This is a genomic window from Arthrobacter sp. Soil736 (assembly GCF_001428005.1).
In the GTDB taxonomy this organism is placed as follows: Bacteria; Actinomycetota; Actinomycetes; order Actinomycetales; family Micrococcaceae; genus Arthrobacter.
This window is the reverse complement of the sequence record NZ_LMSB01000003.1, coordinates 71,666-95,324: the sequence shown is the minus strand read 5'-3', so window position 1 is coordinate 95,324 and position 23,659 is coordinate 71,666. Positions and strand designations below refer to the sequence as shown.

Genomic DNA, 23,659 nt, shown 5'->3' with positions numbered 1-23,659 from the left:
TTCGGACTCGATGCAACGGCACCCGTTGCCAATCTAGCTGACCCGTTGGGGTTCGAAATCCCCGTCGGGGACCTCCTGCGGCACCACGGCCGCAGCGGCGTGTTCGGCCAGGACGCCGGTGCGGTGCCTGATCCGCAGGCGGTAGAGCAGCGCCCCGCCGATCACGACCGTGCCGACAAAGATGACCCCGCCCCACTGCAGGTACCACTCAAACGGCGGCACTGAGTTGTAGATCTCCGGCCTTGGCCAGATGAGGTTCAGGGTCATGGCCCCGCCCCACAGTACCGCGAGCACGTTCACCAGCAGCCCCCACTTGCCCAGGCTGAATCCCGCTTCGGAGCCGTCGTCGGGCAGCGGCCATTTTTTCACAAGGCGCCGGCGCAGCATCGGCACGGTGACCAGCAGGTAGGACAGGTAGATCAGCACGATGCTGATGCTGGAGAGGATGGTGAAGATCGCCGGCTGCGAGACGTTGACGATCAGCGGAATGACGGCGATGACTCCGATGACGATGGCCGCCACGGTGGGCGTCTTCCGGACCGGGTCCACCTTGCTGAGCTGGCGGCTGAACGGCAGGTTGTTGTCCCGCGCCATGGCGAACATCATCCGGATCGCGGCGGCGTGGACGGCCAGGGTGCAGACCACGACCGCAACGACGATGCACACCAGGAAGGCCTTGCCGAAGGGGCCGCCCAGCACGGAGAGCACGATGTACTGCAGGCCGCCGTCTGCGGCGCCCACCTTGGGATCGTTGAGGTCCGGAGCGGCCAGCAGCCCGCCCAGGAGGATCAGCCCGCCCAGCACGAAGGACGCGGTTACCGCGCGCAGGATGGCCTTCGGGGCCGTCCGTTTCGGGTCCTTCGTCTCCTCGCCGAGGGAACTGGCGGTGTCGAAGCCGTACATCACGTAGCCGGACGCCATGGCGCCGATGAGGAACACCCCGAAGAACCCGAGCGGGTGCTCTTCGCCGAAGCCGGCGGTGTCGAACAGGACCTCGGGGCCGCGCACCACGTGCCAGCCGAGGGCCAGGATGAGCAGCACGGCCGCGGCAAGTTCCACGAAGACGCCGATGCTGTTGATCTTGGTCATGAGCTTCACGCCGAAGGCGTTAATGAGGGTGGAGATGCCGATCATGATGCTGGCCAGCAGGACCCCGTTGACGGCGAAGTCGTACTGTCCCGTCCCGTCTCCCACCAGCTGGAAGCCGGACCAGATCTGCGGCAGGGTCAGCTGCAGGGCCAGGGCCACGGACCCCAGTGCCACGATGGAGGAAAGCAGCAGCAGCCAGCCGGCCAGCCAGGCAGACGTCCCGGAGGAGAGCCTCTTGGCCCAGTTGTACACCGACCCCGCCACCGGGTAGCGGCCGGCCAGCTCGGCGAAGCACAGCGCCACCATCAGCTGGCCGGCGAAGACGAGGGGCCAGGACCAGGCATAGGCGGGTCCGGCCATGGAGAAACCAAAGTAGAACAGTTGAAAAACACCGGTGAGGATGGAGATGTAGCTGACTCCGGCGGCAAAGCTGGCGAACTTGCCGATGCTGCGGTCGAGGGTCTGGGCGTAGCCAAACTCGTCCATGCCGCTGGAGTCATCGCTCTTGACTTGTCCTGACTTGCTGGGTTCTAACATCTGAGCTCCTAAGTCGAATAGCACGATGGTGATAGCCCGTGCCCGTCAGGGCGCAGGCGGTATCAACGGCCCGGCGCCAACGAGCTGCGCCGGGCCGGATTTCCCCAAAAGGTGGTGCCTAGCCGGTACTGCCCGTCCTAAACCTCCGTCGATGAGCCAAACCAGCGGCTGGGTCCGGGCCGGGTGTTCTGCCAGATGTGCTTGGTTTCCCGGTACTCGGCCAGGCCGAGGGCGCCCAGTTCGCGTCCGTTGCCGGACTGCCCGAAGCCGCCCCATTCGGCCTGCGGGACGTAGGGGTGGTAGTCGTTGATCCACACCGTGCCGTGCCGCAGCGCCTGGGCCACCCGCTGTGCGCGGGAGCCGTCGCCGGTCCAGACGGCTCCGGCCAGGCCGTAGACGGTGTCGTTGGCGAGGCGGATCGCTTCGGCCTCCGTCCGGAAGGTTTCCACGGTGAGCACGGGGCCGAAGGATTCCTCCTGCACCGCCCGCATGGAAGTGGTGCAGCCGTCCAGGATGGTGGGCGGGTAGTAGCTTCCGGCAGCCAGGTCCGCCCCGCCGGAAGAGTCCCCGCCGGAAGAGGCGCCGTCCGGGATGAAGCCGCCGCACACGAGCGTCGCCCCCTCGGCCACCGCCGCCTGGACATAGGCGTGGACCTTGTCCCGGTGCGCGAAGGAAATCAGCGGACCGGTCTCGGCCCGTTCGTCGAAGGGACCGCCCAGGCGGATCTTCCGGGCCCGGCGGGCCACCTCGGCGACGAAGTCATCATGGATGGATTCCTCCACGATCAGGCGCGCCCCGGCGGAGCAGACCTGCCCGGAGTGCAGGAAGATGGCGGTCAGTGCGAAGTCGACCGCGGCATCCCAGTCGGCGTCGGCGAAGACGATGTTGGGGTTCTTGCCGCCGAGTTCCAGCGCCACCCGCTTGATGGTGCCGGCAGCCGCTTCCATGATGCGCTTGCCGGTGGCCAGGCCGCCCGTGAAGGACACCAGGTCAACGCGGGGGTCCGTGCTGAGGACGGCGCCCACCTCGGGTCCGGTGCCGGTGACCAGGTTCGCGACGCCGGCAGGCACGCCGGCCTCACGGAGCGTCTCCATCAGCAGGACGGCCGTGGAGGGGGTCAGCTCGCTGGGCTTGAGGACGAAGGTGTTGCCGGCGAGGAGTGCCGGGGCCACCTTCCACGAGACCTGGAGGAGCGGATAGTTCCACGGCGTGATGAGCCCGCAGACGCCCACGGGCATGTGCACGATCCGGCTGATCGCATCGGGGTTGCCGGTGTCGATCACCCGCCCGGCGTCCGTGCCGGCGATGCCGCCGTAGTAGCGGAAGCACGCGATGACGTCGTCGATGTCGTATTCCGCCTCGACGTAGCGCTTTCCGGTGTCGAGCGCCTCGGCCCTGGCATAGGCCGCCTTGTCGCGTTCCAGCAGGTCGGCAACGCGCTGGAGCACCTGGCCGCGCTCCTTTTCCGGGGTGCGCGGCCAGTCGCCGTCGTCGAATGCGCGCCGGGCGCTGGCGACGGCGGCGCCGGCGTCTGCCGCGGTGCCCTCGGCGACGACGGCAACGGCAGTTCCGTCGGCCGGGCAGCTGATGGTTCGCGTGCGGTCCGCCGACGACGGCGACCACTCGCCGTCGACATAGACCCCGCGGGCGAGCTGGACTTGGGTATCAATCATTCGGTTCCTGCCTCAGGCCTGGTTTGCGACGGCGGCGTGACGGGCTGTTTGGTCCCTGTCCAGGGGACTGTGCCCGTGCCGGTAGAACTCAGCGTTCTGCGGCGCCAGCGGAGTCTTCCCGGCAATCAGGTCGGCAGCCTTCTCCGCCAGCATCATCACCGGCGCGTAGATGTTGCCGTTGGTCACGTAGGGCATGGCCGAGGCGTCGACGACGCGCAGGCCGCGGGTGCCGTGGACCGTCATGTCAAGCGGGTTCACCACGGCCATCGGGTCGGATTCCGGGCCCATCTTCGCCGTGCAGGACGGGTGCAGCGCGGTTTCGGCGTCGCGGGCCACCCAGTCCAGGATCTCGGCGTCGGTCCGGACGCTTCCTCCGGGTGACAGCTCCCCTCCGTTGAAGGGCCCCATTGCGGACTGGCCCAGGATGTCGCGGGCGATCCGCACAGCCTCCACCCACTCCCTGCGGTCCTGGTCCGTGGAAAGGTAGTTGAACACCATCGACGGATGCACGGTGGGGTCCGTGGACCTGATCTTGAGGCTGCCGCGGGCGTCCGAATACATGGGGCCGATGTGCACCTGGTAGCCGTGCTTGGCGTCCGCCTTCTGGCCGTCGTAGCGCACGGCAACCGGCAGGAAGTGGAACATCAGGTTGGGGTAGTCGACGTCGTCGTTGGAGCGGACGAAGCCGCCGCCCTCGAAGTGGTTGGTGGCCGCGGGTCCCTTCCTGCCCAGCAGCCACTGCAGTCCAATGAGCGGGTAGCGCCACAGATCCAGGTTGGGCTGCATGGACACCGGCTGGGTGCAGGCGTGCTGGATGTAGACCTCGAGGTGGTCCTGCAAGTTTTCGCCGACGCCCGGAAGGTGGGCCACGGAGTTGATGCCGAGCGAGTTCAGGTGCCGGGAGTCGCCGATGCCGGAGAGCTGCAGCAGCTGCGGGGTGTTGATGGCGCCGCCTGACAGGATGACCTCGCCGGCGTTCACCTGGTGCGTCTTGCCGTTGCGGCGGTAGGTCACGCCGGTGGCCACGTTGCCGGTGAAGTTCACCTTCGTGACCAGGGCACGGGTGAGGACCGTCAGGTTTTTCCGTCCGAACCCGGGACGGAGGTACGCGCGGGACGCGGAGAGCCGCTGGCCCTTGTGGACGTTCCGGTCGAAGGCCGCGAAGCCCTCCTGGCGGTAGCCGTTGACGTCGTCGGTGAGCGGGTAGCCGGCTTCCTGGGCCGCGTTGAAGAAGGCCTGGAACAGCGGATTGGTGGCAGGGCCTCGCTCCAGGACGAGCGGACCGGAGTGTCCGCGCAGGTCATCGTCGGGATCCGCCGCCAGCGCATTTTCCATCCGGTTGAAGTAGGGAAGGCAGTGCGCGAAGTCCCAGCTTTCCATTCCGGAGTCGGCGCCCCAGCGTTCGTAGTCCAGGGGGTTTCCGCGCTGGAAAATCATGCCGTTGATGGAGCTCGAGCCGCCGAGGACCTTGCCGCGGGCGTGCGCTACCCGGCGGCCGCCCATGTGCGGTTCGGGATCGGACTGGTAGCGCCAGTCGTAGAACGGATTTCCGCTCGGAAACGTCAGGGCCGCCGGCATCTGGATGAAGAGGTCCCAGGGGTAGTCGCTCCGTCCGGCCTCCAGCACCAGGACGCTGCGTGTGCCACCGTCGCTCAGGCGGTTGGCAAGCACCGAACCGGCACTTCCCCCACCGACGATGACGTAGTCGTAGTTGGTCTCTGTCATGGTGCGAAGTCTCCTTGTACGTCGTGCGGATCCGGCGCGGGAACGCCCGATCTTGCCTTAATCGAGAAGCTGGCGAAGTGCACCCTGCGGGGAATGACGCGCTCCCATCAATTGCGTATTACACAACGCGGTGCACATAGTGCGTACTGGAAAATATGACAGCCGTCACATGGAGTGTCAACAGATCGCCGGAATGCGACGTGGCAGGAGCCATGGCGGGCGCCCCGGGGGTCATCTGATGATTGCAACCACGTTCCATTGAGCGCAACAAATTTGCCCGATTCACACCCGACACCAGGCGGGTATATGCGATCCTTCACTGCCTGATTCGCAAAACCGAACTAGAAAAGCATTGACTGTGTCACAAGTCACGCCCTAATCTGATGCAACAGCGTTGCATTGAATGCAACCCCAAAACATTTTGGTGGATATATGAGTAACGAAACTTCCTCCCCCGCCACACTTGCGGGACGGACCAGCCCGACCAGCGGCCTCAATGGCGACGTCGACGGCGGCATGAATGGCAGTGTGAATGGCGGGGCCAGTGGCGGCGTCAGCAGGGAAACCCGCCGCAAGGTGGTCACTGCCAGCTTCATCGGCAACTTCGTCGAATGGTTCGATTACGCCGTCTACGGCTACCTGGCCGCGACCATCTCCTCGGTGTTCTTCCCGGAGGCCGACCGCCAGGCAGCCTTGCTGGCCACCTTCGGAGTCTTCGCGGTCTCGTTCTTCGTCCGTCCCCTCGGCGGATTCGTCTGGGGCCACATCGGAGACCGCCTGGGCCGGCGGAAAGCACTGTCGCTCTCCATCGTCATCATGTCCGTATCAACGTTCTGCATTGCACTGATCCCGGGATACGCCAGCATCGGCGTGATGGCGCCGATCCTTCTCCTTCTGGTCAGGATCGTCCAGGGCTTCTCCGCCGCAGGTGAATACGCCGGCGCTTCCGCCTTCCTGGTGGAGTATGCCCCGGCCAACAAGCGCGGCCTCTACGCCGCCGTCGTTCCGGCCAGCACCGCGGCGGGCCTGTTGCTTGGATCCCTTATTGCGGCCCTCCTCAGCACCGTCCTCACCACGGAGCAGCTGCATGAGTGGGGCTGGCGGCTGCCCTTCCTGCTCGCAGCGCCCATGGGCCTGATCGGCCGCTACATCCGCACCAAGCTCGAAGACACCCCCGCGTTCCAGGCTCTGGCCGCCGAGGACCACACCGTCAAGACTCCGGTCTTGGCAATGTTCCGGACGTACCGCAAGCAGCTGATCATTGCCACCGGCGCCGTCCTCCTCAACGCGGTCGGGTTCTACGTGATCCTCAGTTACATGCCCACGTACCTCTCGGAGGAACTCGGCTTCGGCGCAGCGGAGTCCTTCCTGGCCACCACCATCGCCCTGGCCAGCTACATCGGCTTCATCTTCCTGACCGGCATCGCTTCGGACAAGTTCGGCCGCAAGCGCATGTTGATCACAGCCTCGCTGCTCTTCATCGTGCTGACAGTCCCGGCATTCATGCTGCTGGACACCGGAAATTTCCTGGTCATCGTCCTGGTCCAGATCCTGCTCGGCGGCATGCTGACCCTTAACGACGGCACGCTCCCGAGCTTCCTGGCGGAGCTCTTCCCCACCCGCGTCCGTTACACCGGGTTCGCCGTCAGCTTCAACCTGTCCAACGCGCTCTTCGGCGGTACGGCCCCGTTCATGGCCACGCTGCTTATCGGCCTTACCCAGAGCAAGGTGGCACCGGGCTGGTACCTGGTGGCGGCATCCGTCGTCTCCCTGGTCGCTGTCCTGTTCGCCGCCGAGACCTCCAAGAAGCCGCTCCGCCAGGAATGACCCACCTCCGGGACCTTCCCCCTCAGCCCGCCTCGGGCGGGGCACCACAGCCTTTCCTCACTACATTCCGCACTAAAGAAAGGTACGAACCCATGACCACCATCGAAACCGAGGCCGTCAACGATGTCGCCAAGCTGGACCGCCTGAAGGTGCTCAACAACGGCGAGAAGGTCCGTCTCACGTTCTCCGATGCCGAGTTCGAACGCCGCCTTGCCGGCCTGCGCCGCATCATGGCGGAGAAGGACCTGGACGCCGTGATCCTCACCAGCTACCACTCCATCAAGTACTACTCAGACTTCCTGTTCACGTACTTCGGACGGTCCTACGCGATGGTGGTCACCGCCGACGATTCCGTGACCATCACCGCCAACATCGACGCCGGCATGCCCTGGCGGCGCAGCTTCGGCGACAACCTCGTCTACACGGACTGGCGCCGGGACAACTACATCCACGCCATCCAGGAAAGCCTGCGTGCCCGCAACATCACGGTGCGCCGCCTCGGCGTCGAGGATGATTCCCTGCCGCTGGACAACCGCGACAAGATCCAGGCCGCGTTCGCATCGGCGACGCTCGTGGATGTGGCCCAGGCGGCCATGCGCCAGCGGATGATCAAGTCCGCCGAGGAGATCGAGGTGATCAAGCACGGGGCGCGCATTGGCGACCTCGGCGGCGAGGCCATCCGGAACGCCATCACTGCCGGAATCACCGAATACGAGGTGGCGCTGATCGGAACTGAGGCGATGGTGCACGAGATCGCCCGGACTTTCCCCGACTCGGAAATCCGGGACACCTGGGTGTGGTTCCAGTCGGGCATCAACACCGACGGAGCCCACAACTGGGCCACCACACGCAAGATCCAGGAACACGACATCCTGTCGCTGAACTGTTTCCCCATGACCTCCGGCTACTACACGGCCCTGGAACGCACCCTGTTCTACGGCGAACCCCATGCCCGCTCGCTGGAACTGTGGAACATCAACGTGGAAGTCCACAAGCGCGGCCTCGAACTCATCAAGCCCGGCGCGGTCTGCAAGGACATCGCCGCCGAACTGAACGAGATCTACGTGGGCCACGGCCTCCTCGCCAACCGGACCTTCGGCTACGGGCACTCCTTCGGCGTGCTCAGCCACTACTACGGCCGGGAAGCCGGGCTTGAGCTCCGCGAGGACATCGACACCGTGCTGGAGCCCGGCATGGTGGTTTCCATGGAACCGATGATCACGGTCCTCGACGGCCGGCCGGGTGCCGGCGGCTACCGCGAACACGACATCCTGGTGGTCGGCGAAAACAGCGCCGAGAACATCACCAAGTTCCCGTTCGGTCCGGAATACAACATCGTGGGGGCATAACAGCACCAAACCTTGCCTCCGCCGAGGAGCGGCGCCACGTCAGCCGTGGCGCCGCTTTCCGGCCCTCATGCGGAATGATGGTGAACACCATGACCTCAGCAGAAGCTCCCGACACCAGCGGCAACGGCGATACCAAAGGCACGTCCGTCATAGTCAACGCCATCGCCGTCCTGCGAAGTTTCACCGCGGACGAACCGCTGCTTGGAGTCACGGAGATCGCCAACCGGGTGGGCCTGCATAAGAGCACTGTCTCCCGGATCCTGGCCACGTTCGAGCAGGAGCACCTGGTGGAACGGGACACGGAAACCCGCCGGTTCCGCCTTGGCCTGGGCCTGATCGCGGTGGCCGGGCCCCTGCTCGCCGAACTGGAAGAACGCCGCGTCGCCTATCCCGTGCTGCGTGAACTGGCCGAACAAACGGGCGAAACCAGCGCCCTCATGGTGTGGAACGGCTCCGAGTCGATGTGCGTGGAACAGATACCCAGCCACCACCAGATCAAACACACCACTCCGCTGGGCGCCCGCTATCACGATGCCTTGAGCGCCTCCGTGCAGGTCTTTCTCGCAGCCGAGCCTGCCGAGCGCGTCCGCGTCCTGCTGCGCAGCGGCGCCATCATCTATCCGGGCCTGGACGAGACCAGCCTCGAGGCTTACCTGGACCGGCTGGGCGATGTCCGCGAGCGCGGCTGGGCGATCAACTACGGCGAGTCCTCGCTCGATGAAGTGGGCATTGCCGCACCCGTCTATGACCACCGCGGCGACGTTGCGGCGGCGGTCCTTATCCCGGCTCCCCGGTTCCGGGTTTCACCGGACACGTTGCAGAGCCTCGGTGAATCCTGCCGGGCGGCGGCCCGACGGGTAACCTCGCGGCTTGGCGGCACCTCCCCCACCCGCTAACCCCACGCCCTCTCACCTCCTGCCCCCATTAACCCCACGCCCTCTCACCTCCTGCCCCCATTAACCCCACGCCCTCTCACCTCCTGCCCCCATTAACCCCACGCCCTCTCACTTCCTGCCCCCATTTACCCCACGCTCTCTCACCTCCTGCCCCCCATTTACCCCACGCTCTCTCACTTCCTGCCCCCGTTTACCCCACGCGCTCTCACTTCCGCTAAAGAATGCGGCCGTTCCCCGATAAGTGAGAGAGCGTCCCGGATTGGACGGCGATAAGTGAGAGAGCGTCCCGGATTGGACGGCGATAAGTGAGAGAGCGTCCCGGATTGGACGGCGATAAGTGAGAGAGCGTCTCGGGGACGGGACCGGAACCAGGGCGCCCCATCACACCGGCCAGCACCGCTGGGATAGTCTCTTGACACGGCGCACTCCGTCCGCTTCACTATTACGTATGCTGAAATAACAGTTCCATGATGCGGAAACCAAATGCCGGTGGCAGGTTGGTTTCGCCGGGAGAAAGCCCGGCTCTCCGCATAGCCGTCACCGTGGATGCCAGCACCTGCCTGAGGGATGACCAAGTGAAGCTTGCCGAATTCAATGACGCGGACCGGGCCGCTGCCAGCGCGGTGCTCCGGCCCTGCATAGACGTCCAGCGCTGGGTGGACCAGGTCGCCGACGCACGTCCGTTCGCCTCCGTCGGGGAACTCCTGGACGGCGCCCGCGAGGCCGCGGCACCGTTCACCGCCGAAGAGGTCGAAGCGGCACTGGCGCACCACCCGCGCATCGGCGAACGCCCTGCCGGCCAAACCGCCGAAGCGTCCATGTCGCGCTCGGAACAGTCAGGCGTGGACCCCGCGGACACCGCGGTGGCCGGCGCGCTGGCCCGCGGAAACCGCGCCTACGAGGAGAAGTTCGGCCGGGTCTTCCTGATCCGCGCTGCCGGCCGCTCTGCCCCCGAAATCCTGGCCGCGCTGAACGAGCGCCTGGCCAACACCCCGGCGCAGGAAGACGCCATTGTTGCCCAGCAGCTGCGTGAAATCGCCCTGCTGCGCCTCGAAGGAGTGATCAGCGAATGAGCGTTTCCCACGTCACCACCCACGTCCTGGACACCGGCGCCGGCCTCCCGGCGGCGGGGGTCGCCGTCGTGCTTTACGCGAACGACGGCGGCAACTGGACACAGCTGGCGAGCGGCACCACCGATGCCGACGGCCGCGCGAAGGATCTCGGCCCCGAGCAGCTGGCGCCCGGCACATACCGGCTGAACTTCGCCACCGGCGCCTACTACGCGCAGCAGGGCACGGCCACGTTTTTCCCGGAGGTGGACCTGGTCTTCGAAGTGACCGGCGCCGAGCATTACCACGTGCCGCTGCTGCTCAGCCCCTTCGCCTACTCCACCTACCGCGGAAGCTGAAAGAAGCAACCATGAGGCTGATGCGTATTGGACCGGCAGGCGCCGAGATCCCCGTGGTCCTGGACGACGAGGGCCGGGCGTATGACCTCCGGCCGGTCACCCGGGACATCGACGGCGACTTCCTGGAGTCGTGGGCCGAGCTCGGCGAACTGGACCTGACGGGCCTTCCGCAGGTGACGGTCGAGGGCCGTCGGATCGGCGCCCCGATAGCCCGGCCGGGTGCCGTGATCGGCGTCGGGCTGAACTACGCCGCGCACGCCGCGGAATCAGGCCTCCCGGTGCCGGAGCGGCCTATCATTTTCTTCAAGCACCCCAACACCGTGGTGGGACCGGACGACGACGTCGTGATTCCGCCCGGAGCGCAGCGGGTGGACTGGGAGGTGGAGCTGGGCGTGGTGATCGGCCGGCGGGCCAGTTATCTGGAGTCCGATGCCGATGCCGCGGCGTGCATTGCGGGTTTCGTCCTTTCCAACGACGTGTCCGAGCGCGAGTACCAGCTGGAGCACTCCGGGCCGCAGTGGTCGCTGGGGAAGTCCTGCCCCACGTTCAACCCGGTGGGCCCGTGGCTCGTGCCTGCCACGGACGTTGATCCGGGCAATATCCGGCTGGCGTCGTGGGTCAACGACGAAACCCGGCAGGACAGTTCGACGGCGGACATGGTGTTCGGTCCCGCCGAACTGGTCCGCCGCCTCTCGCAGTACATGGTGCTCGAACCCGGCGACCTCATCACCACCGGCACCCCGGAAGGCGTGGCGCTGTCCGGACGCTTCCCGTACCTCAAGGCGGGCGACGTCATGCGGATGTCCGGCGGCGAGCTTCTCGGCGAACAGCGGCAGCGGCTCGTGGACGCCGCCGGTCCGGCCTGAACACGGCCGCCCGGGCAGCGGCGGCGGCACCGCAGGATGACAGTAGGCTAGATGGCATGGCTTCTGACGACCACCCCACACCCGAACGGCGCGAAATCACCGTGCGGCGCGCACCCAAGTATGTTCCGTTCCTGATCCTGGGCGGGATCGTGGGCATTGCAGCCGCGGCGGTCATTGCCTACGCGCTTCCCGGCGACGCCAGCTACGACCGCGGCGCCGTCTTCGGCTTCTTCATGGTGCTGTGCGGCGCCGGCGGTGTGATCCTCGGCGCACTTGCCGCGCTGGTCCTGGACCGGCTGAGCGTCAAGCGGGCGCAGCACGCCGTCGTCGAGGCCGCTCCCGAGGCGGAACAGGCCCTGCCTGACGCGGAACCGGACACTTCCCGGGAGCGCACGCGGGACGACGGCGGCGAACCCGGCCTCCGGTCATAAACCGGCCGCCGGAAGTTCCCTACCCGATGACGTGAGATAATCGACCAGTGGCACGCGGCGATGGAAAACTTTCTCATGATCTTCTCCCTGGCGAAAAAGGCCCTCAGGACGCTTGCGGCGTCTTCGGGGTCTGGGCACCAGGTGAAGAAGTAGCAAAACTCACCTATTACGGGCTGTATGCACTGCAGCACCGCGGTCAGGAGTCGGCTGGTATTGCCACCAGCGACGGCAAGCGGATCAACGTCTACAAGGACATGGGCCTCGTGTCCCAGGTCTTTGACGAGACCACGCTGAACACCCTGACCGGGCATCTGGCTGTGGGCCACTGCCGCTATTCCACTACCGGAGCCAGCCACTGGGCCAACGCCCAGCCCACGCTCGGCGCCACCGCCACAGGCACCGTGGCCCTGGCGCACAACGGCAACCTGACCAACACCGCCGAACTCAACGCCATGATCAACGAGCGCAACGGCGGCCAGCTCAGCGGCGAGATGAAGCAGGGCAACACCTCCGACACCGCCCTCGTGACGGCACTGCTCGAAGGCGAAGAGGGGAAGACCCTCGAACAGACCGCCATCGAGCTGCTACCCAAGATCCGCGGCGGCTTCTGTTTCGTCTTCATGGACGAAGGCACGCTGTACGCGGCCCGCGACACCTTCGGCATCCGCCCGCTGGTCCTCGGCAGGCTGGAGCGCGGCTGGGTGGTGGCCTCCGAGCAGTCCGCCCTGGCCACCGTGGGCGCCAGCTTCATCCGGGAGATCGAGCCCGGCGAATTCATCGCCATCGACGAGCAGGGCGTGCGGTCCCAGCGCTTCGCGGAGCCGACGCCGGCCGGTTGCGTTTTCGAGTACGTCTACCTCGCGCGTCCCGACGCCGCGATCGCCGGACGGTCCGTGTACGAATCCCGCGTGGAGATGGGCCGCCAGCTGGCCCGCGAAAACACCCAGGAAGCGGACATCGTCATTCCCGTCCCCGAGTCCGGCACTCCCGCCGCGGTGGGCTACGCCGAGGAATCCGGCATCCCGTTCGCACACGGCTTCGTCAAGAACTCCTACGTGGGCCGCACCTTCATCCAGCCCTCGCAGACGCTGCGCCAGCTCGGCATCCGGCTCAAGCTCAACGCCCTGGAATCCGTGATCCGCGGCAAGCGCGTGGTGGTGGTGGACGACTCGATCGTCCGCGGCAACACCCAGCGCGCCATCGTGCGGATGCTCCGCGAAGCGGGCGCCGCGAGCGTCCACATCAAGATTTCCTCCCCGCCGGTCAAGTGGCCCTGCTTCTACGGCATCGACTTCGCGTCCCGGGCCGAACTCATCGCCAACGGCGCCACCATCGAAGAAATCACCCAGGCCATCGGCGCCGATTCGCTGGCCTACATCTCCGAAGACGGAATGATCGACGCCACCAGGCAGCCCCGCGAACGCCTCTGCACCGCCTGCTTCACGGGCAAGTACCCCATCGAGCTCCCCGGCTCGGACAAGCTCGGCAAGAACCTGCTGGAACGCACGGACCTCGGCGGCCTGCCGGTCTCCCCTGCTGCTGATGCCGCCGCACCCGCTGCAGCCCGCGCCGCCGAAGCCCCCGCGGAACCTGCACTGGTGTCGCCCGGAAACCCGGACAGCATCCCCGTCACCGAGGACCCGGCGGAGAAGCCGGGCGCCACGGGCTGCGATCCCGGGCCGGATTCCGAGTTCGAGAACCTGCTCACGGACGCCGACCGCGTTCCCGACGTCCACCACGACGCTGCCACCGTCGGCGCTGATAAGAAAGAGTCCGTATGACTTCCGCCTCCCCCACTGCTGACATGAATGCCGCCCAGAACAATGCCGGCATCACCTACGCGTCCGCGGGTGTCGACGTCGAAGCGGGAGACCGCGCCGTCGAGCTCATGAAGGGCGCCGTCAAGGCGACCCACAACGCTTCGGTGATTGGCGGCGTCGGCGGGTTCGCCGGCCTGTACGACGTCTCGAAGCTGCTGACCTACAAGCGGCCCCTGCTGGCCACGTCCACGGACGGCGTGGGCACCAAGGTGGCCATCGCCCAGGCAATGGACATCCATGACACCATCGGCTTCGACCTCGTGGGCATGGTGGTGGACGACATCGTGGTGGTGGGCGCCGAGCCGCTGTTCATGACGGACTACATCGCCTGCGGCAAGGTTGTCCCCGAGCGCATCGCGGACATCGTCCGCGGCATCGCAGCAGCGTGCTCCGTGGCCGGCACCGCCCTGGTGGGCGGCGAAACCGCCGAGCACCCCGGCCTGCTGGGTGAGCACGAGTACGACGTTGCCGGTGCCGCCACCGGTGTTGTCGAAGCCGCCGACCTCCTCGGCCCGGACCGCGTCCGCGCCGGCGACGTGGTGATCGGCATGGCTTCCTCCGGCCTGCACTCCAACGGCTACTCGCTGGTCCGCCGCGTCATCAACCACGCCGGTTGGGCCCTGGACCGCCAGGTCTCCGAACTGGGCCGCACGCTGGGCGAGGAACTGCTGGAACCCACCCGCGTCTACGCCGCTGACTGCCTCGACCTCGCCCGCGCGTTCCCCGTGTCGGCCGGCCGGGCCGTCCACGGCTTCAGCCACGTCACCGGCGGCGGACTCGCCGCAAACCTGGCCCGCGTCCTGCCGCAGGGCCTCGTGGCGACGGTCGACCGCTCCACCTGGGAGCTGCCGGCCATCTTCAAGCTGGTCTCGGAACTCGGCCGCGTCCCGCTGGCGGACCTCGAGCGCACGCTCAACCTCGGCGTGGGCATGGTGGCCATCGTCTCCGCGGACGCCGCGGACGCCGCCGTGGCGCGCCTGAACGAACGCGGCCTGCCGTCCTGGATCATGGGCACTGTCCACGCCGACTCCGACTCGGTCCTCAAGTCCGGTCCGGACTACGTCCAGGGCGCCAAGGGCGTGGACGGCGGCGCCGTGCAGATGGTCAGCACCTACGCTTAAATACGTCATCGAGTGCTCCGTAACCGCCCTTTAGAACCTTCATAAGGGCGGTTACGGAGCACTCGATGCGTTTAAGGCCTCCAGAACTTAGACCTCCAGGACGCTGAACACGCCGCCCTGCGGGTCCTTCAGTGTGGCGATGGTTCCGCCGTCGTCGACGAACTCCGGCTCAACGAGCACCTCAGCGCCGGCTGCAGCGGCGGCGAGCACCGCCTCGGACACGCTGGACACGCCGAAATAGACCTGCCAGCCCAGCTCCTCGTCCGGCCCTGACTCGTCCTCCGGCCCCGTCTCTTCACCCGGCCCTGTCTCCTCATCCAACGACGGTGCGGGAGCCACGCCTGCCACTTCGGCGCCGTCGACCATCAGCGTGGTGTACATGCCGCCGTCGTCCTGCGGGTATTCGGTCACATCGTGGCCGAACAGCCGCTGGAAAAATCCGACGGCGGCCGCCGGCTCGGTCGTCACGAGCTCGGCCCAGGAGAACGCGCCGGGCTCGCCGTACCGCCCGCTGCCCAGGTGGGTTCCGGCCTGCCAGATGCCGGTGGCGCCGCCTCCGGGCGGTTCCACGAACACCATGGTTCCGGTGTCAGCGATTTCCTCTGGCCCGAACTGCACGGTGCCGCCCGCGAGCGGGGTCTCTTCGGCGATGGCGCGGGCGTCGTCTGCGGCGAGGTAGACGTTCCACCGCGCCGGCGCGGAGGCCGCTTCCTGGTCCGGGGGCTGCGGTGCGATGACCGCCACCAGGTCGTCGTCCAGGAAGGCCTTCGAATAGCTGCGGCCGTCCGGCGTGGGGAGGTCCTCGTAGCGCCAGCCGAACACCGCGGCATAGAAGGACTTCGCGGCCGCCACATCGGGCGTCTGAACGTCGGTCCAGCACACCTCCCCGTGGTTGTACCCAGTGCGCTGAACCATGCCGCTCATTCCTTCCGTTGGACAGACCTCCCTAACAGGCTAGACGTGCACAGGCCGTCCGGTGAAGGCCACGAGCCGCTCCAGGCTGCTGGCCGACTCCGCCACCTGCCGGGCAGGCGCGAAGCTGCCGCCGGCGCGGACCTGGTCGGTGATGGTCTGCTGTGCGAGGACCTCGACGTAGTCCGTCAGGGCGTCTGAAACGCTGAGGTCTGCCCCGAGTGCCTTGCTGAAGTCCCAGGCGTGAACCAGGAATTCCAGGTTGAGGGAGCGCGCGTCTCCGCTGGTTGCTTCGGCCACCAGGCGGTCCAGGTAGTGGTTCCAGCCTTCGGCGTGGGCCACTTCCTGCTGCCCGCTGAGGCCTTCGTGGGTCAGGCGCACCGAGGTGCCGCCGGTGCTCCGTTACGGTCTTCTCCCCGCCCGCCAGCAGCTGCAGCGCGGCACTAAAAAGCCCGCCGGGCATGCCAATGACTGGCATGCCCGGCGGGCGTAATAGTTGTGCCGAACCCTGGATTCGGAAGGCAAGCCCTCCGGAAATTCAGGGAACAAGAAAAACGGGTGCCTGAAAAAACGACGCACATACGTACGACGGCGGCATTCAGCTGAGTGCCTTACGGCACGTTCAGGCTGGAACGACTAACCGATCCGACGGGTGTCTACCTCGTCGTCGTCTTCGTCCAAATCGTCCGCGTACTTATCCACGTAGGCTGAATAGTCCGGTTCGACCGGTTCATTCGCGAAATGGCTCGTTGCACGACTTCCCGGACCCGTGAGCTCACGCTGGAGGGCCGAATAGTCAGTGTTCGGGGAGTAGTACTTGATGTCCCGAGCCTGCTTGGTAGCTTTTGCCTTTTGACGGCCGCGCCCCATGGCGTGACCCCCTTTTGTACTTGGACCGGAGGTGGTCACCTTGGCTATCGGTGAGGCCCCGGAATGTTTGGTCAATTTGTCGTATCCCTAGATTACATGCTTTCGGCGGCAACTGCTCGCCAGGCGGGAGCCGGCCGGGCCGGTGTCGCGGCCACAACTGCGGCAATCAGGGGGTCGCATGGATTTTTTGTTCGGTAGAGTCTCCTGAACGATTGAAATAAACGGGCCGGCGACCCTCGGCTGAAATCCCCGTGGGGAATGCTGCCAGGACCCAGCGCCCGCTACCTCCTGCCATATTTGCTGCCCATGTTTACCCCGAGAACGCCCGGAAGGGGTGCCGCCCCAGTGACTGAAGACCACCCGACCCACGGTGAGGACCCGCAGACGGCTGCGCAATCCCGTACCGCGCAGCCCCACCCGGCTGTTCCTCCCCACCCGGCCGTCCCTCCGCGCCCGGCCGTTCCTCCCCATCCGGCCGCGCCGCCGCGGATCACATCCCGGACCGCAGCGCGCCGCCCCACGGCGGACGTCAGGCAGTCCCTGGTCAAGGCCGGGTTCGTTGCCGCGGTGCTGGCCGTGGGCGGCCTGCTCATCTGGCTGCTGACCACGCTGTTGGCTACGGCCACAATGCAGTCCGCGAACCAGCCCGGGGGCCTCCAGGAAACTGCTTCCCCGGCCGCACCCTCCGCGTCCGCCCGGCCCAGCCTGCCCCTGACGGGAGTGAGTCCGCTGGATTTCCGGGTGGGTGACTGTTTCAAGGACTTCGATCCCGAGGCGATCGAATCCACGGTGGTGGCGTGCACCACTCAACATTCCGCCCAGCTGGTGGCCGTCCACCATTACGAGGCCGCGGACGGCTACCCCGGCGGCGACGCCATGAAAGCCAAGGCACGGGAGGCCTGCCAGCGGGCAGCACTGACGGACAAATCCAACGCCTACAACCTGGACTACCGGCTGGCCTACCCCAGCAGCACGAGCTGGGGCCAGGGCGACCGCCGCGTGGACTGCTACGTCACCGCGGCGGCCGGCAACATCATCAAGGCCAGCCTGCTCCCCTAGTGTTCCGGCCCGGCCGTTCCGCTAGTCCTTCCGGCGGACCGAAAGTCCGCTGCCGGCGGGGGCGCCGCCGTCGGGTCCCACGAGGGCCTCGAGCCCCTCAACGGTGAGTTCGTCGACGTCGGCCGCGGTGTCCACGAGCACGGTGTCGCCGTCCGCGATTTCGCCGGTCAGGATGGCCTTGGCCAGCCGGTCCCCGATTTCGCGCTGCACCAGGCGGCGCAGCGGCCGGGCGCCGTATGCGGAGTCAAAGCCGGACATCGCCAGCCAGGCGCGGGCGCCGTCGGTCACCTCAAGCGAGAGCCGCCGTTCGCGCAGCCGCCGGGACAGCTCTGCCACCTGCAGCTCCACGATCCTGGCGAGCTCGTCCACGGTGAGGGCATCGAACAGCACCACCTCGTCAAGCCGGTTCAGGAACTCCGGCTTGAAGGACGCGTGCACGGTGGCCATCACCGCGGTCCGCTTGGCCTGCGGGTCCAGGGTGGGGTCCACCAGGAACTGGCTGCCCAGGTTGGACGTGAGCACCAGAATGGTGTTGCGGAAGTCCACCGTGCGGCCCTGGCCGTCGGTGAGGCGGCCGTCGTCGAGCACCTGCAGGAGGATGTCAAAGACCTCCGGGTGGGCCTTCTCCACCTCATCGAGCAGCACTACCGAGTACGGCCTGCGGCGGACGGCCTCGGTCAGCTGGCCGCCTTCCTCGTAGCCGACGTAGCCCGGAGGCGCCCCCACCAGCCGCGCGACGGAGTGCTTCTCACCGTATTCGGACATGTCGAGCCGCACCATGGCGCGTTCGTCGTCGAACAGGAAGTCAGCCAGGGCCTTGGCCAGCTCCGTCTTGCCCACGCCCGTGGGCCCCAGGAACAGGAACGAGCCCGTGGGCCGGTTGGGGTCGCTGATGCCTGCCCGGGCACGGCGGACGGCGTCGGACACGGCGGCCACGGCCTTGGACTGGCCGATCAGACGCTTGCCGAGTTCCTCCTCCATGTGCAGCAGTTTCTGGCTTTCACCCTGCAGCATGCGCCCGGCGGGGATGCCGGTCCAGGCGGAAATCACCTCGGCAATGTCGTCCGCCGTGACTTCCTCGGCCACCATGAGCTCAGGCTTCGCGGCTCCGCTGGCCTCGCGGGCCGATTCGGCTTCGGCCGCTGCATTGAGCTCACGCTCCAGGGCGGGCAGCTCGCCGTAAAGGATCCGGGAGGCGGCCTCTAGGTCTCCTTCACGCTGGTACTTGTCCGCGGCCGAGCGAAGTTCGTCCAGCCTGGCCTTGAGGTCGCCCACGTGGTTGAGCCCGGCCTTCTCGGCTTCCCAGCGGGCGTTGAGGGCGGCCAGTTCTTCCTTTTTGTCCGCCATGTCCGCGCGCAGGGCAGCCAGGCGTTCCACCGAGGCGGCGTCCTTCTCGTGAGCGAGGGCCAGCTCCTCCATGGTGAGGCGGTCCACGGCCCGGCGCAGCTGGTCGATCTCCTCCGGTGCCGAGTCGATCTCCATCCGCAGCCGGGAGGCGGCCTCATCCACGAGGTCGATCGCCTTGTCCGGCAGCTGCCGTCCGGAAATGTAGCGGTTGGAGAGCGACGCGGCCGCGACCAGGGCAGAATCGGCGATGGCCACCTTGTGGTGGGCTTCGTAACGCTCCTTTAGCCCGCGGAGGATGCCGATGGTGTCATCCACGCTGGGCTCGCCGACATAGACCTGCTGGAAGCGGCGCTCCAGGGCCGGGTCCTTCTCGATGTTCTCGCGGTACTCATCCAGCGTGGTTGCTCCGATCAGGCGCAGCTCGCCGCGTGCCAGCATGGGCTTGAGCATGTTGCCGGCGTCCATGGAGCTCTCCCCCGTGGCGCCCGCCCCCACCACCGTGTGGATCTCGTCGATGAACGTGACGATTTGTCCGTCCGAGTTCTTGATCTCCTCCAGGACGGCCTTGAGCCGCTCCTCGAATTCGCCGCGGTACTTGGCTCCCGCCACCATGGAGGCCAGGTCCAGCGCGATGAGGGTCTTGCCGCGCAGGCTTTCGGGCACGTCACCGGCGACGATCCGCTGCGCCAGGCCTTCGACGACGGCGGTCTTGCCCACGCCCGGCTCGCCGATGATCACCGGGTTGTTCTTGGTGCGGCGGCTCAGCACCTGGATGATGCGCCGGATCTCGGTATCCCGGCCGATGACGGGGTCCAGCTTGCCGGAACGGGCCATGGACGTCAGGTCGGTGCCGAACTTTTCCAGCGCCTGGAAGGTGTTTTCCGGATCCGCGCTGGTCACCTTGCGGTCGCCGCGGACGCCTGGCAGGGCGGCGAGCAGCGCTTCATGGGAGGCGCCGGCGTCGCGCATCAGCTTCCCCACTCCGCCGCTGCCGGCCGAGAGGCCCAGCAGCAGGTGCTCTGTGGAGACAAAGGAATCGCCGAGCTTGCCTGCCTCGTTCTGCGCGTTCTGGATGGCCTGGAGGGCGGTGCGGGACAGCTGGGCCTGCTGCACGGAGCTCCCCGAGGTGGCCGGGAGCGCCTTGATGGCGGTGCTGGCCTGCACGCTGACGGCGTCCGGATCGGCGCCGGTGGCACGCAGAAGCGCGACGGCGACCCCCTCCCGCTGATCCATCAGCGCCTTGAGCAGGTGGGCCGGCTCCACCAGGGGATTTCCGGCCGTGGAGGCGTTCATGGCTGCAGCCGAAAGGGCCTCCTGGCTCTTGGTGGTGAATTTGACGTCCAATGCGAGCTCCTTCCGGAAAGTGAATTATCTAAGTTGAGTCTACAACGCTCAACTTTGGCCGGAGGCGCTGGCTGCCCGAGTTTGCCGACAGCGAAAACAGCCTGCCAGGAGCACGTGAATTTCCGGCGAACCACTGCCTCTGAACTGTATCCCCAGCACCCGAATCCCCCTAGGATCGGACCTGTGACCGGGACCGATGGTTCCAACGGCACGTTCGAGAGGAGCACCCGCAATGACGAAGTTCGTAGTTCTTTACAACGCACCGCAGTCCGCGCAGTCGCAGATGGCGGAGAGCTCCCCCGAGGCCGCCCAGGAGGGCATGAAGGCCTGGATGGAATGGGCAACCAGAGCCGGCGACGGCATCGTGGACATGGGAAATCCGCTCGGCGCAGGCAAGGAGGTCACCACCGCCGGAACCACTGACACCAACACCCAGGTTGGCGGGTACGGCATCCTCCAGGCCGACGACATGGACGGCGCCCTGGCGCTGCTGGAGGGCCACCCCCACCTGATGATGCCCGGCGCGAGCATCCAGGTCTACGAAGCCCTCGACATCCCCGGGATGTAAGGCCGCGCAGCCGCCGGAAAGTAAACCGGCGGGCGGCTCCCCCAAGGCGCCGCCCGCCGGTTGCCTGCTTCCCGGCGCCAGTTTCCCCGGCGCCGGCTGCTTCCCGGCGCCGGCTTCCCGGCGTCGGCTATTTCCGGAATGGGCTAGGAGCCCGGGACCCCGGAAACGCGCGTGATCCAGCTGAGATTCCGGGCAACGGACGCGTGCTCGTTGCTGTAGCCCGTGTAGTCTGCGGGGTTCTGGGCCGGCAGGATGCTGGACGTGGACAGCACGCCCGCGAGCTTGTCGTTGACGATCAGCGGGCCTCCCGAATCACCGTTGAGGGTATGGCCGCTCTGGGACCGCGTACTCACGGTCGGACCACCGGACGGATCCGAAGCCTGCCCCGAGACGGTGACGTCGGCGCTCTTAAGGAAGTAGGACATGGCGCCGGAGCCTTCGGACTGGTAGCCCCAGCCGTAGACCTTGGCGGCCGTTCCGCTCGAGGGGAAGGAACCGGACAGGCCCACGTAGCCCACTTTGGTGCCGGCTGTATCGAACGAAACCTGCGCCGCGAAGGGCGCCGCGGAGACGGAAGTGGTGTTGCCGCCGGCGATGTTCTTGTGGACCGAGCCGTCTTCTGCAGGGGCCGCGGTGGCGGCGTTCGCGGGTGCCAGCAGCACCGCGGCGGCCGCAGCGGCAAGAAGTTTGGCGATCTTCAATGCGGTGGCTCCTTCGCACTCGTGAGACGGACGGCGGGGATGTTCAACTGAGACACTACGGGCAGTTACGATGATTTGTCACATTTTGTGACCGAAGCTGTCACGCAACCGTGGCGTCACGCCGGGTAGACGGACACGGCCCCCGCCTTGATGACGAAGAAGACGGTCATGCCGGGCGAAAGGCCCAGATCGGCGGACGCGGCCGGCGTGATGTCGGCCGAAAGGTCCCCTGCGCGGACACGGATCTGGTCGCCGTGCGGCTCCAGGTCCGTGACGGCCACGGGGAACGAATTCCGCGGGCTGCCGTGTGCTTCGGTCAGGAAAACGGACACGGCCGACGGCGGGAACACGGCCACGCCTGCCTGGCCGGCAATGAAGGCGCCCGCTTCCATCGCCGAGTCGTGCTGGCCGGCGAATTCCTGCCCGGCGGCCGTCCGTACGCCGCGCTCCGTGAGGGTGCCGGCCACCAGATTGAGTCCGGCCAGCCCCGCCACGAACCGGCTGCGGGGCCGCTGCAGGACCTCGCGGGTCGGACCGGACTCCGTGACCTTGCCGTCTTCGAGGACTATCACCCGGTCTGCCAGCATGAGCGCGTCCAGGACGTCATGGGTGATGATGATCGCGCGCCGCTCCGCAAGGACCTGCTTGAGGAGACGGCGCAGCAGCGGAGCCGCGTGAATATCCAGGGCGGCCATCGGCTCGTCAAGCAGCAGCAGCTGGGGGTCGGCGGCGAGCGCCCTGGCCACGGCAACCCTTTGCGCCTGGCCGCCGGAAAGCTCCGCCGGGCGGCGGGCGGCCAGCTCGCCCGCGTCAACGGCGCCGAGCCAGCGTCGGGCCGCTTCACGTGCGTCCCGCCGCGGCGTCCCCTTGCTCCGGGGACCGAAGGCAACGTTTTCGAGCACGGTCAGGTGGGGGAAAAGCAGCGGCTCCTGGGCCAGCAGCGCGGTTCCGCGCTGATGCGGCGCCGTCCAGGCGGACCGGCCGCCGGCACGGTCGAAGAGAACCCTGCCATCCACCTCCGCCCTGCCCGAGTCAGGGTGCAGCAGCCCGGCGATGACGGCCAGCAGCGTGGATTTGCCGGCCCCGTTGGGTCCCATGATGGCCACCGTCTCCGCCGGGCCAACGCTCAGCGACACATCGAAACCGCGAGCCTCCACCGCGGCTTCCAGCCGAAACGTCACTGGACGCTCCCGCCGGAGGCGCGTGCCGCCGTCGCACGCGCTGCTGTTCCGGTTTCGCCTACAGCTCCCGGACCGCCAAGGGCGAAGGAGCCCCTGGCGGCCCCGGGCCGGCGGGGGCCGCGGTAGGACAGCGCCACCACCGTGACCGCGACGGCCACCAGGACCAGGGAAAGGGCGACGGCGGCGTCGGCGTCCGTTTCGCGCTGGAGGTAGATCTCGAGCGGGAGGGTCCGCGTCACTCCCTGCAGGCTGCCTGCGAACGTGAGCGTGGCGCCGAATTCCCCGAGTCCCCGTGCGAAGGAGAGCACGGCGCCTGAGGCCAGTCCGGGCAGGACGAGGGGCACGGTCACCCGTCGAAGCACCGTGCCTGGGCGGGCGCCGAGCGTGGCGGCCACGGCCTCGTACCTACCGCCGGCCGTCCGCAGGGCCCCCTCCAGGCTCACCACCAGAAAGGGAAGCGCCACGAAGGTCTGGGCAAGGACCACCGCGGTGGTGGAGAAGGCCACTTGGATGCCGAGGAGTTCCAGGTTCCTGCCCAGCAGTCCCTGCCGCCCGAAGGTGTAGAGGAGCGCGATGCCGCCCACCACCGGGGGGAGGACGAGGGGCAGCAGCACGAAGGACCGGAGCAGCCGCTGGCCGGGGAAGGATGCGCGGGCCAGGACGAGGGCAAGGGGCACGCCGAGGATGATGCACAGGGCAGTGCTGGCCGCCGACGTCCTGAGGCTCAGCCCCAATGCCGTGAGCGACGATTCCGAGGTAATGAGCGGGATGAACTGCGGCCAGTTGACCCTGGCGGCCATGGCCGCGACCGGCAGGAGGACCAGGAGGCCTCCGAGGGCGGCCACGGCATAGATCCATGAGGGGATCCCGGTGTAGTCAGTGCGTCTTCGGCGTAGTGCGCCGTTCCGCCGCCGGGCATTCCTCCTGCTGTGCAT

The 23,659-nt window shown here is 67.2% G+C and carries 20 protein-coding genes and 1 pseudogene; 11 read left to right on the top strand and 10 right to left on the bottom strand.

Annotation, left to right across the window (positions count from 1 at the left end; genetic code table 11):
• Positions 1 to 33 precede the first annotated feature (33 nt).
• The 3 genes from ASG92_RS03550 to betA form a co-directional block, all read right to left on the bottom strand.
• Positions 34 to 1,626, bottom strand: a complete 1,593-nt coding sequence (locus ASG92_RS03550; RefSeq protein WP_056624585.1) for an APC family permease — start codon at positions 1,624 to 1,626, stop codon at positions 34 to 36.
• 137 nt (positions 1,627 to 1,763) lie between these two features.
• Positions 1,764 to 3,299, bottom strand: coding sequence for an aldehyde dehydrogenase family protein (locus ASG92_RS03545; protein WP_056624581.1), 1,536 nt, complete (start codon positions 3,297 to 3,299; stop codon positions 1,764 to 1,766).
• 12 nt (positions 3,300 to 3,311) lie between these two features.
• A complete protein-coding gene (betA, locus tag ASG92_RS03540) occupies positions 3,312 to 5,024 on the bottom strand; it encodes a choline dehydrogenase (RefSeq protein WP_056624578.1) in 1,713 nt (570 codons plus the stop codon).
• 516 nt (positions 5,025 to 5,540) lie between these two features.
• On the opposite strand from betA, the gene ASG92_RS03535 reads away from it, so the two are divergent.
• The 9 genes from ASG92_RS03535 (at position 5,541) to purM (ending at position 14,742) form a co-directional block, all read left to right on the top strand.
• Complete coding sequence (locus ASG92_RS03535) at positions 5,541 to 6,851, top strand: MFS transporter (RefSeq protein ID WP_240986993.1); 1,311 nt, start codon at positions 5,541 to 5,543, stop codon at positions 6,849 to 6,851.
• A gap of 92 nt (positions 6,852 to 6,943) precedes the next feature.
• Entirely contained in the window at positions 6,944 to 8,200 is a 1,257-nt protein-coding gene (locus ASG92_RS03530; RefSeq protein ID WP_056624572.1) for an aminopeptidase P family protein, read from the top strand.
• A gap of 89 nt (positions 8,201 to 8,289) precedes the next feature.
• Positions 8,290 to 9,096: an IclR family transcriptional regulator gene (locus ASG92_RS03525; RefSeq protein WP_157372082.1), complete on the top strand. Its 807-nt coding sequence runs from the start codon at positions 8,290 to 8,292 to the stop codon at positions 9,094 to 9,096.
• A gap of 575 nt (positions 9,097 to 9,671) precedes the next feature.
• Complete coding sequence (gene uraD / locus ASG92_RS03520) at positions 9,672 to 10,169, top strand: 2-oxo-4-hydroxy-4-carboxy-5-ureidoimidazoline decarboxylase (protein ID WP_056624684.1); 498 nt, start codon at positions 9,672 to 9,674, stop codon at positions 10,167 to 10,169.
• Positions 10,166 to 10,504, top strand: a complete 339-nt coding sequence (gene uraH, locus ASG92_RS03515) for a hydroxyisourate hydrolase (RefSeq protein ID WP_056624567.1) — start codon at positions 10,166 to 10,168, stop codon at positions 10,502 to 10,504. The genes uraD and uraH overlap by 4 nt, the downstream gene beginning before the upstream one ends.
• An 11-nt stretch (positions 10,505 to 10,515) precedes the next feature.
• Positions 10,516 to 11,370 carry a fumarylacetoacetate hydrolase family protein gene (locus ASG92_RS03510; RefSeq protein ID WP_056624563.1) on the top strand — a complete coding sequence of 285 codons (855 nt, stop codon included), beginning with the start codon at positions 10,516 to 10,518 and terminating at the stop codon, positions 11,368 to 11,370.
• Positions 11,371 to 11,426: 56 nt separating this feature from the next.
• The gene (locus ASG92_RS03505) at positions 11,427 to 11,801 is read left to right on the top strand and encodes a hypothetical protein (protein ID WP_056624561.1); all 375 of its coding nucleotides are present in this window, start codon (positions 11,427 to 11,429) and stop codon (positions 11,799 to 11,801) included.
• A 47-nt stretch (positions 11,802 to 11,848) separates the two neighbouring features.
• Positions 11,849 to 13,582: an amidophosphoribosyltransferase gene (purF, locus tag ASG92_RS03500; protein ID WP_056624558.1), complete on the top strand. Its 1,734-nt coding sequence runs from the start codon at positions 11,849 to 11,851 to the stop codon at positions 13,580 to 13,582.
• On the top strand, positions 13,579 to 14,742 hold the full coding sequence (gene purM / locus ASG92_RS03495) for a phosphoribosylformylglycinamidine cyclo-ligase (protein WP_056624554.1): 1,164 nt from the start codon (positions 13,579 to 13,581) through the stop codon (positions 14,740 to 14,742). The genes purF and purM overlap by 4 nt, the downstream gene beginning before the upstream one ends.
• An 87-nt stretch (positions 14,743 to 14,829) precedes the next feature.
• On the opposite strand, the gene ASG92_RS03490 is transcribed toward purM, so the two are convergent.
• The 3 genes and pseudogenes from ASG92_RS03490 to ASG92_RS03480 form a co-directional block, all read right to left on the bottom strand.
• Positions 14,830 to 15,657, bottom strand: a complete 828-nt coding sequence (locus tag ASG92_RS03490) for a VOC family protein (protein ID WP_056624550.1) — start codon at positions 15,655 to 15,657, stop codon at positions 14,830 to 14,832.
• A gap of 39 nt (positions 15,658 to 15,696) precedes the next feature.
• Positions 15,697 to 16,038 (bottom strand): annotated as a pseudogene (locus tag ASG92_RS03485) (hypothetical protein); the annotation flags it as partial.
• A gap of 252 nt (positions 16,039 to 16,290) precedes the next feature.
• Positions 16,291 to 16,524: a DUF3073 domain-containing protein gene (locus ASG92_RS03480; protein WP_056624544.1), complete on the bottom strand. Its 234-nt coding sequence runs from the start codon at positions 16,522 to 16,524 to the stop codon at positions 16,291 to 16,293.
• Between the two features lie 345 nt (positions 16,525 to 16,869).
• On the opposite strand from ASG92_RS03480, the gene ASG92_RS29505 reads away from it, so the two are divergent.
• Positions 16,870 to 17,583, top strand: coding sequence for a septum formation family protein (locus tag ASG92_RS29505; protein WP_056624543.1), 714 nt, complete (start codon positions 16,870 to 16,872; stop codon positions 17,581 to 17,583).
• Between the two features lie 21 nt (positions 17,584 to 17,604).
• On the opposite strand, the gene clpB is transcribed toward ASG92_RS29505, so the two are convergent.
• The gene (gene clpB, locus ASG92_RS03470; RefSeq protein WP_056624540.1) at positions 17,605 to 20,274 is read right to left on the bottom strand and encodes an ATP-dependent chaperone ClpB; all 2,670 of its coding nucleotides are present in this window, start codon (positions 20,272 to 20,274) and stop codon (positions 17,605 to 17,607) included.
• Positions 20,275 to 20,506: 232 nt separating this feature from the next.
• Here clpB and ASG92_RS03465 point away from each other — a divergent pair, with 232 nt between their 5' ends.
• Positions 20,507 to 20,842 carry a YciI family protein gene (locus tag ASG92_RS03465; RefSeq protein WP_056624537.1) on the top strand — a complete coding sequence of 112 codons (336 nt, stop codon included), beginning with the start codon at positions 20,507 to 20,509 and terminating at the stop codon, positions 20,840 to 20,842.
• A 143-nt stretch (positions 20,843 to 20,985) separates the two neighbouring features.
• Here the strand turns inward: ASG92_RS03465 and ASG92_RS03460 are convergent, their stop codons facing one another.
• From ASG92_RS03460 to ASG92_RS03450, 3 genes are all read right to left on the bottom strand, one after another.
• The gene (locus ASG92_RS03460; protein WP_056624534.1) at positions 20,986 to 21,543 is read right to left on the bottom strand and encodes a trypsin-like serine protease; all 558 of its coding nucleotides are present in this window, start codon (positions 21,541 to 21,543) and stop codon (positions 20,986 to 20,988) included.
• Between the two features lie 116 nt (positions 21,544 to 21,659).
• Positions 21,660 to 22,724: an ATP-binding cassette domain-containing protein gene (locus tag ASG92_RS03455; RefSeq protein WP_056624531.1), complete on the bottom strand. Its 1,065-nt coding sequence runs from the start codon at positions 22,722 to 22,724 to the stop codon at positions 21,660 to 21,662.
• Positions 22,721 to 23,659, bottom strand: a complete 939-nt coding sequence (locus ASG92_RS03450) for an ABC transporter permease (protein ID WP_056624529.1) — start codon at positions 23,657 to 23,659, stop codon at positions 22,721 to 22,723. The genes ASG92_RS03455 and ASG92_RS03450 overlap by 4 nt, the downstream gene beginning before the upstream one ends.

Bases quoted from the DNA above. Each gene is read 5' to 3' on its own strand.
- ASG92_RS03490 (WP_056624550.1), bottom strand. From the start codon at position 15,657: ATGGTTCAGCGCACTGGGTACAACCACGGGGAGGTGTGCTGGACCGAC.
- ASG92_RS03480 (WP_056624544.1), bottom strand. From the start codon at position 16,524: ATGGGGCGCGGCCGTCAAAAGGCAAAAGCTACCAAGCAGGCTCGGGAC.
- ASG92_RS03465 (WP_056624537.1), top strand. From the start codon at position 20,507: ATGACGAAGTTCGTAGTTCTTTACAACGCACCGCAGTCCGCGCAGTCG.
- ASG92_RS03505 (WP_056624561.1), top strand. From the start codon at position 11,427: ATGGCTTCTGACGACCACCCCACACCCGAACGGCGCGAAATCACCGTG.
- ASG92_RS03530 (WP_056624572.1), top strand. From the start codon at position 6,944: ATGACCACCATCGAAACCGAGGCCGTCAACGATGTCGCCAAGCTGGAC.
- uraH (WP_056624567.1), top strand. From the start codon at position 10,166: ATGAGCGTTTCCCACGTCACCACCCACGTCCTGGACACCGGCGCCGGC.
- ASG92_RS03450 (WP_056624529.1), bottom strand. From the start codon at position 23,659: ATGCACAGCAGGAGGAATGCCCGGCGGCGGAACGGCGCACTACGCCGA.
- betA (WP_056624578.1), bottom strand. From the start codon at position 5,024: ATGACAGAGACCAACTACGACTACGTCATCGTCGGTGGGGGAAGTGCC.
- ASG92_RS03510 (WP_056624563.1), top strand. From the start codon at position 10,516: ATGAGGCTGATGCGTATTGGACCGGCAGGCGCCGAGATCCCCGTGGTC.
- ASG92_RS03535 (WP_240986993.1), top strand. From the start codon at position 5,541: ATGAATGGCAGTGTGAATGGCGGGGCCAGTGGCGGCGTCAGCAGGGAA.
- ASG92_RS03545 (WP_056624581.1), bottom strand. From the start codon at position 3,299: ATGATTGATACCCAAGTCCAGCTCGCCCGCGGGGTCTATGTCGACGGC.
- ASG92_RS03550 (WP_056624585.1), bottom strand. From the start codon at position 1,626: ATGTTAGAACCCAGCAAGTCAGGACAAGTCAAGAGCGATGACTCCAGC.
- purM (WP_056624554.1), top strand. From the start codon at position 13,579: ATGACTTCCGCCTCCCCCACTGCTGACATGAATGCCGCCCAGAACAAT.
- ASG92_RS03525 (WP_157372082.1), top strand. From the start codon at position 8,290: ATGACCTCAGCAGAAGCTCCCGACACCAGCGGCAACGGCGATACCAAA.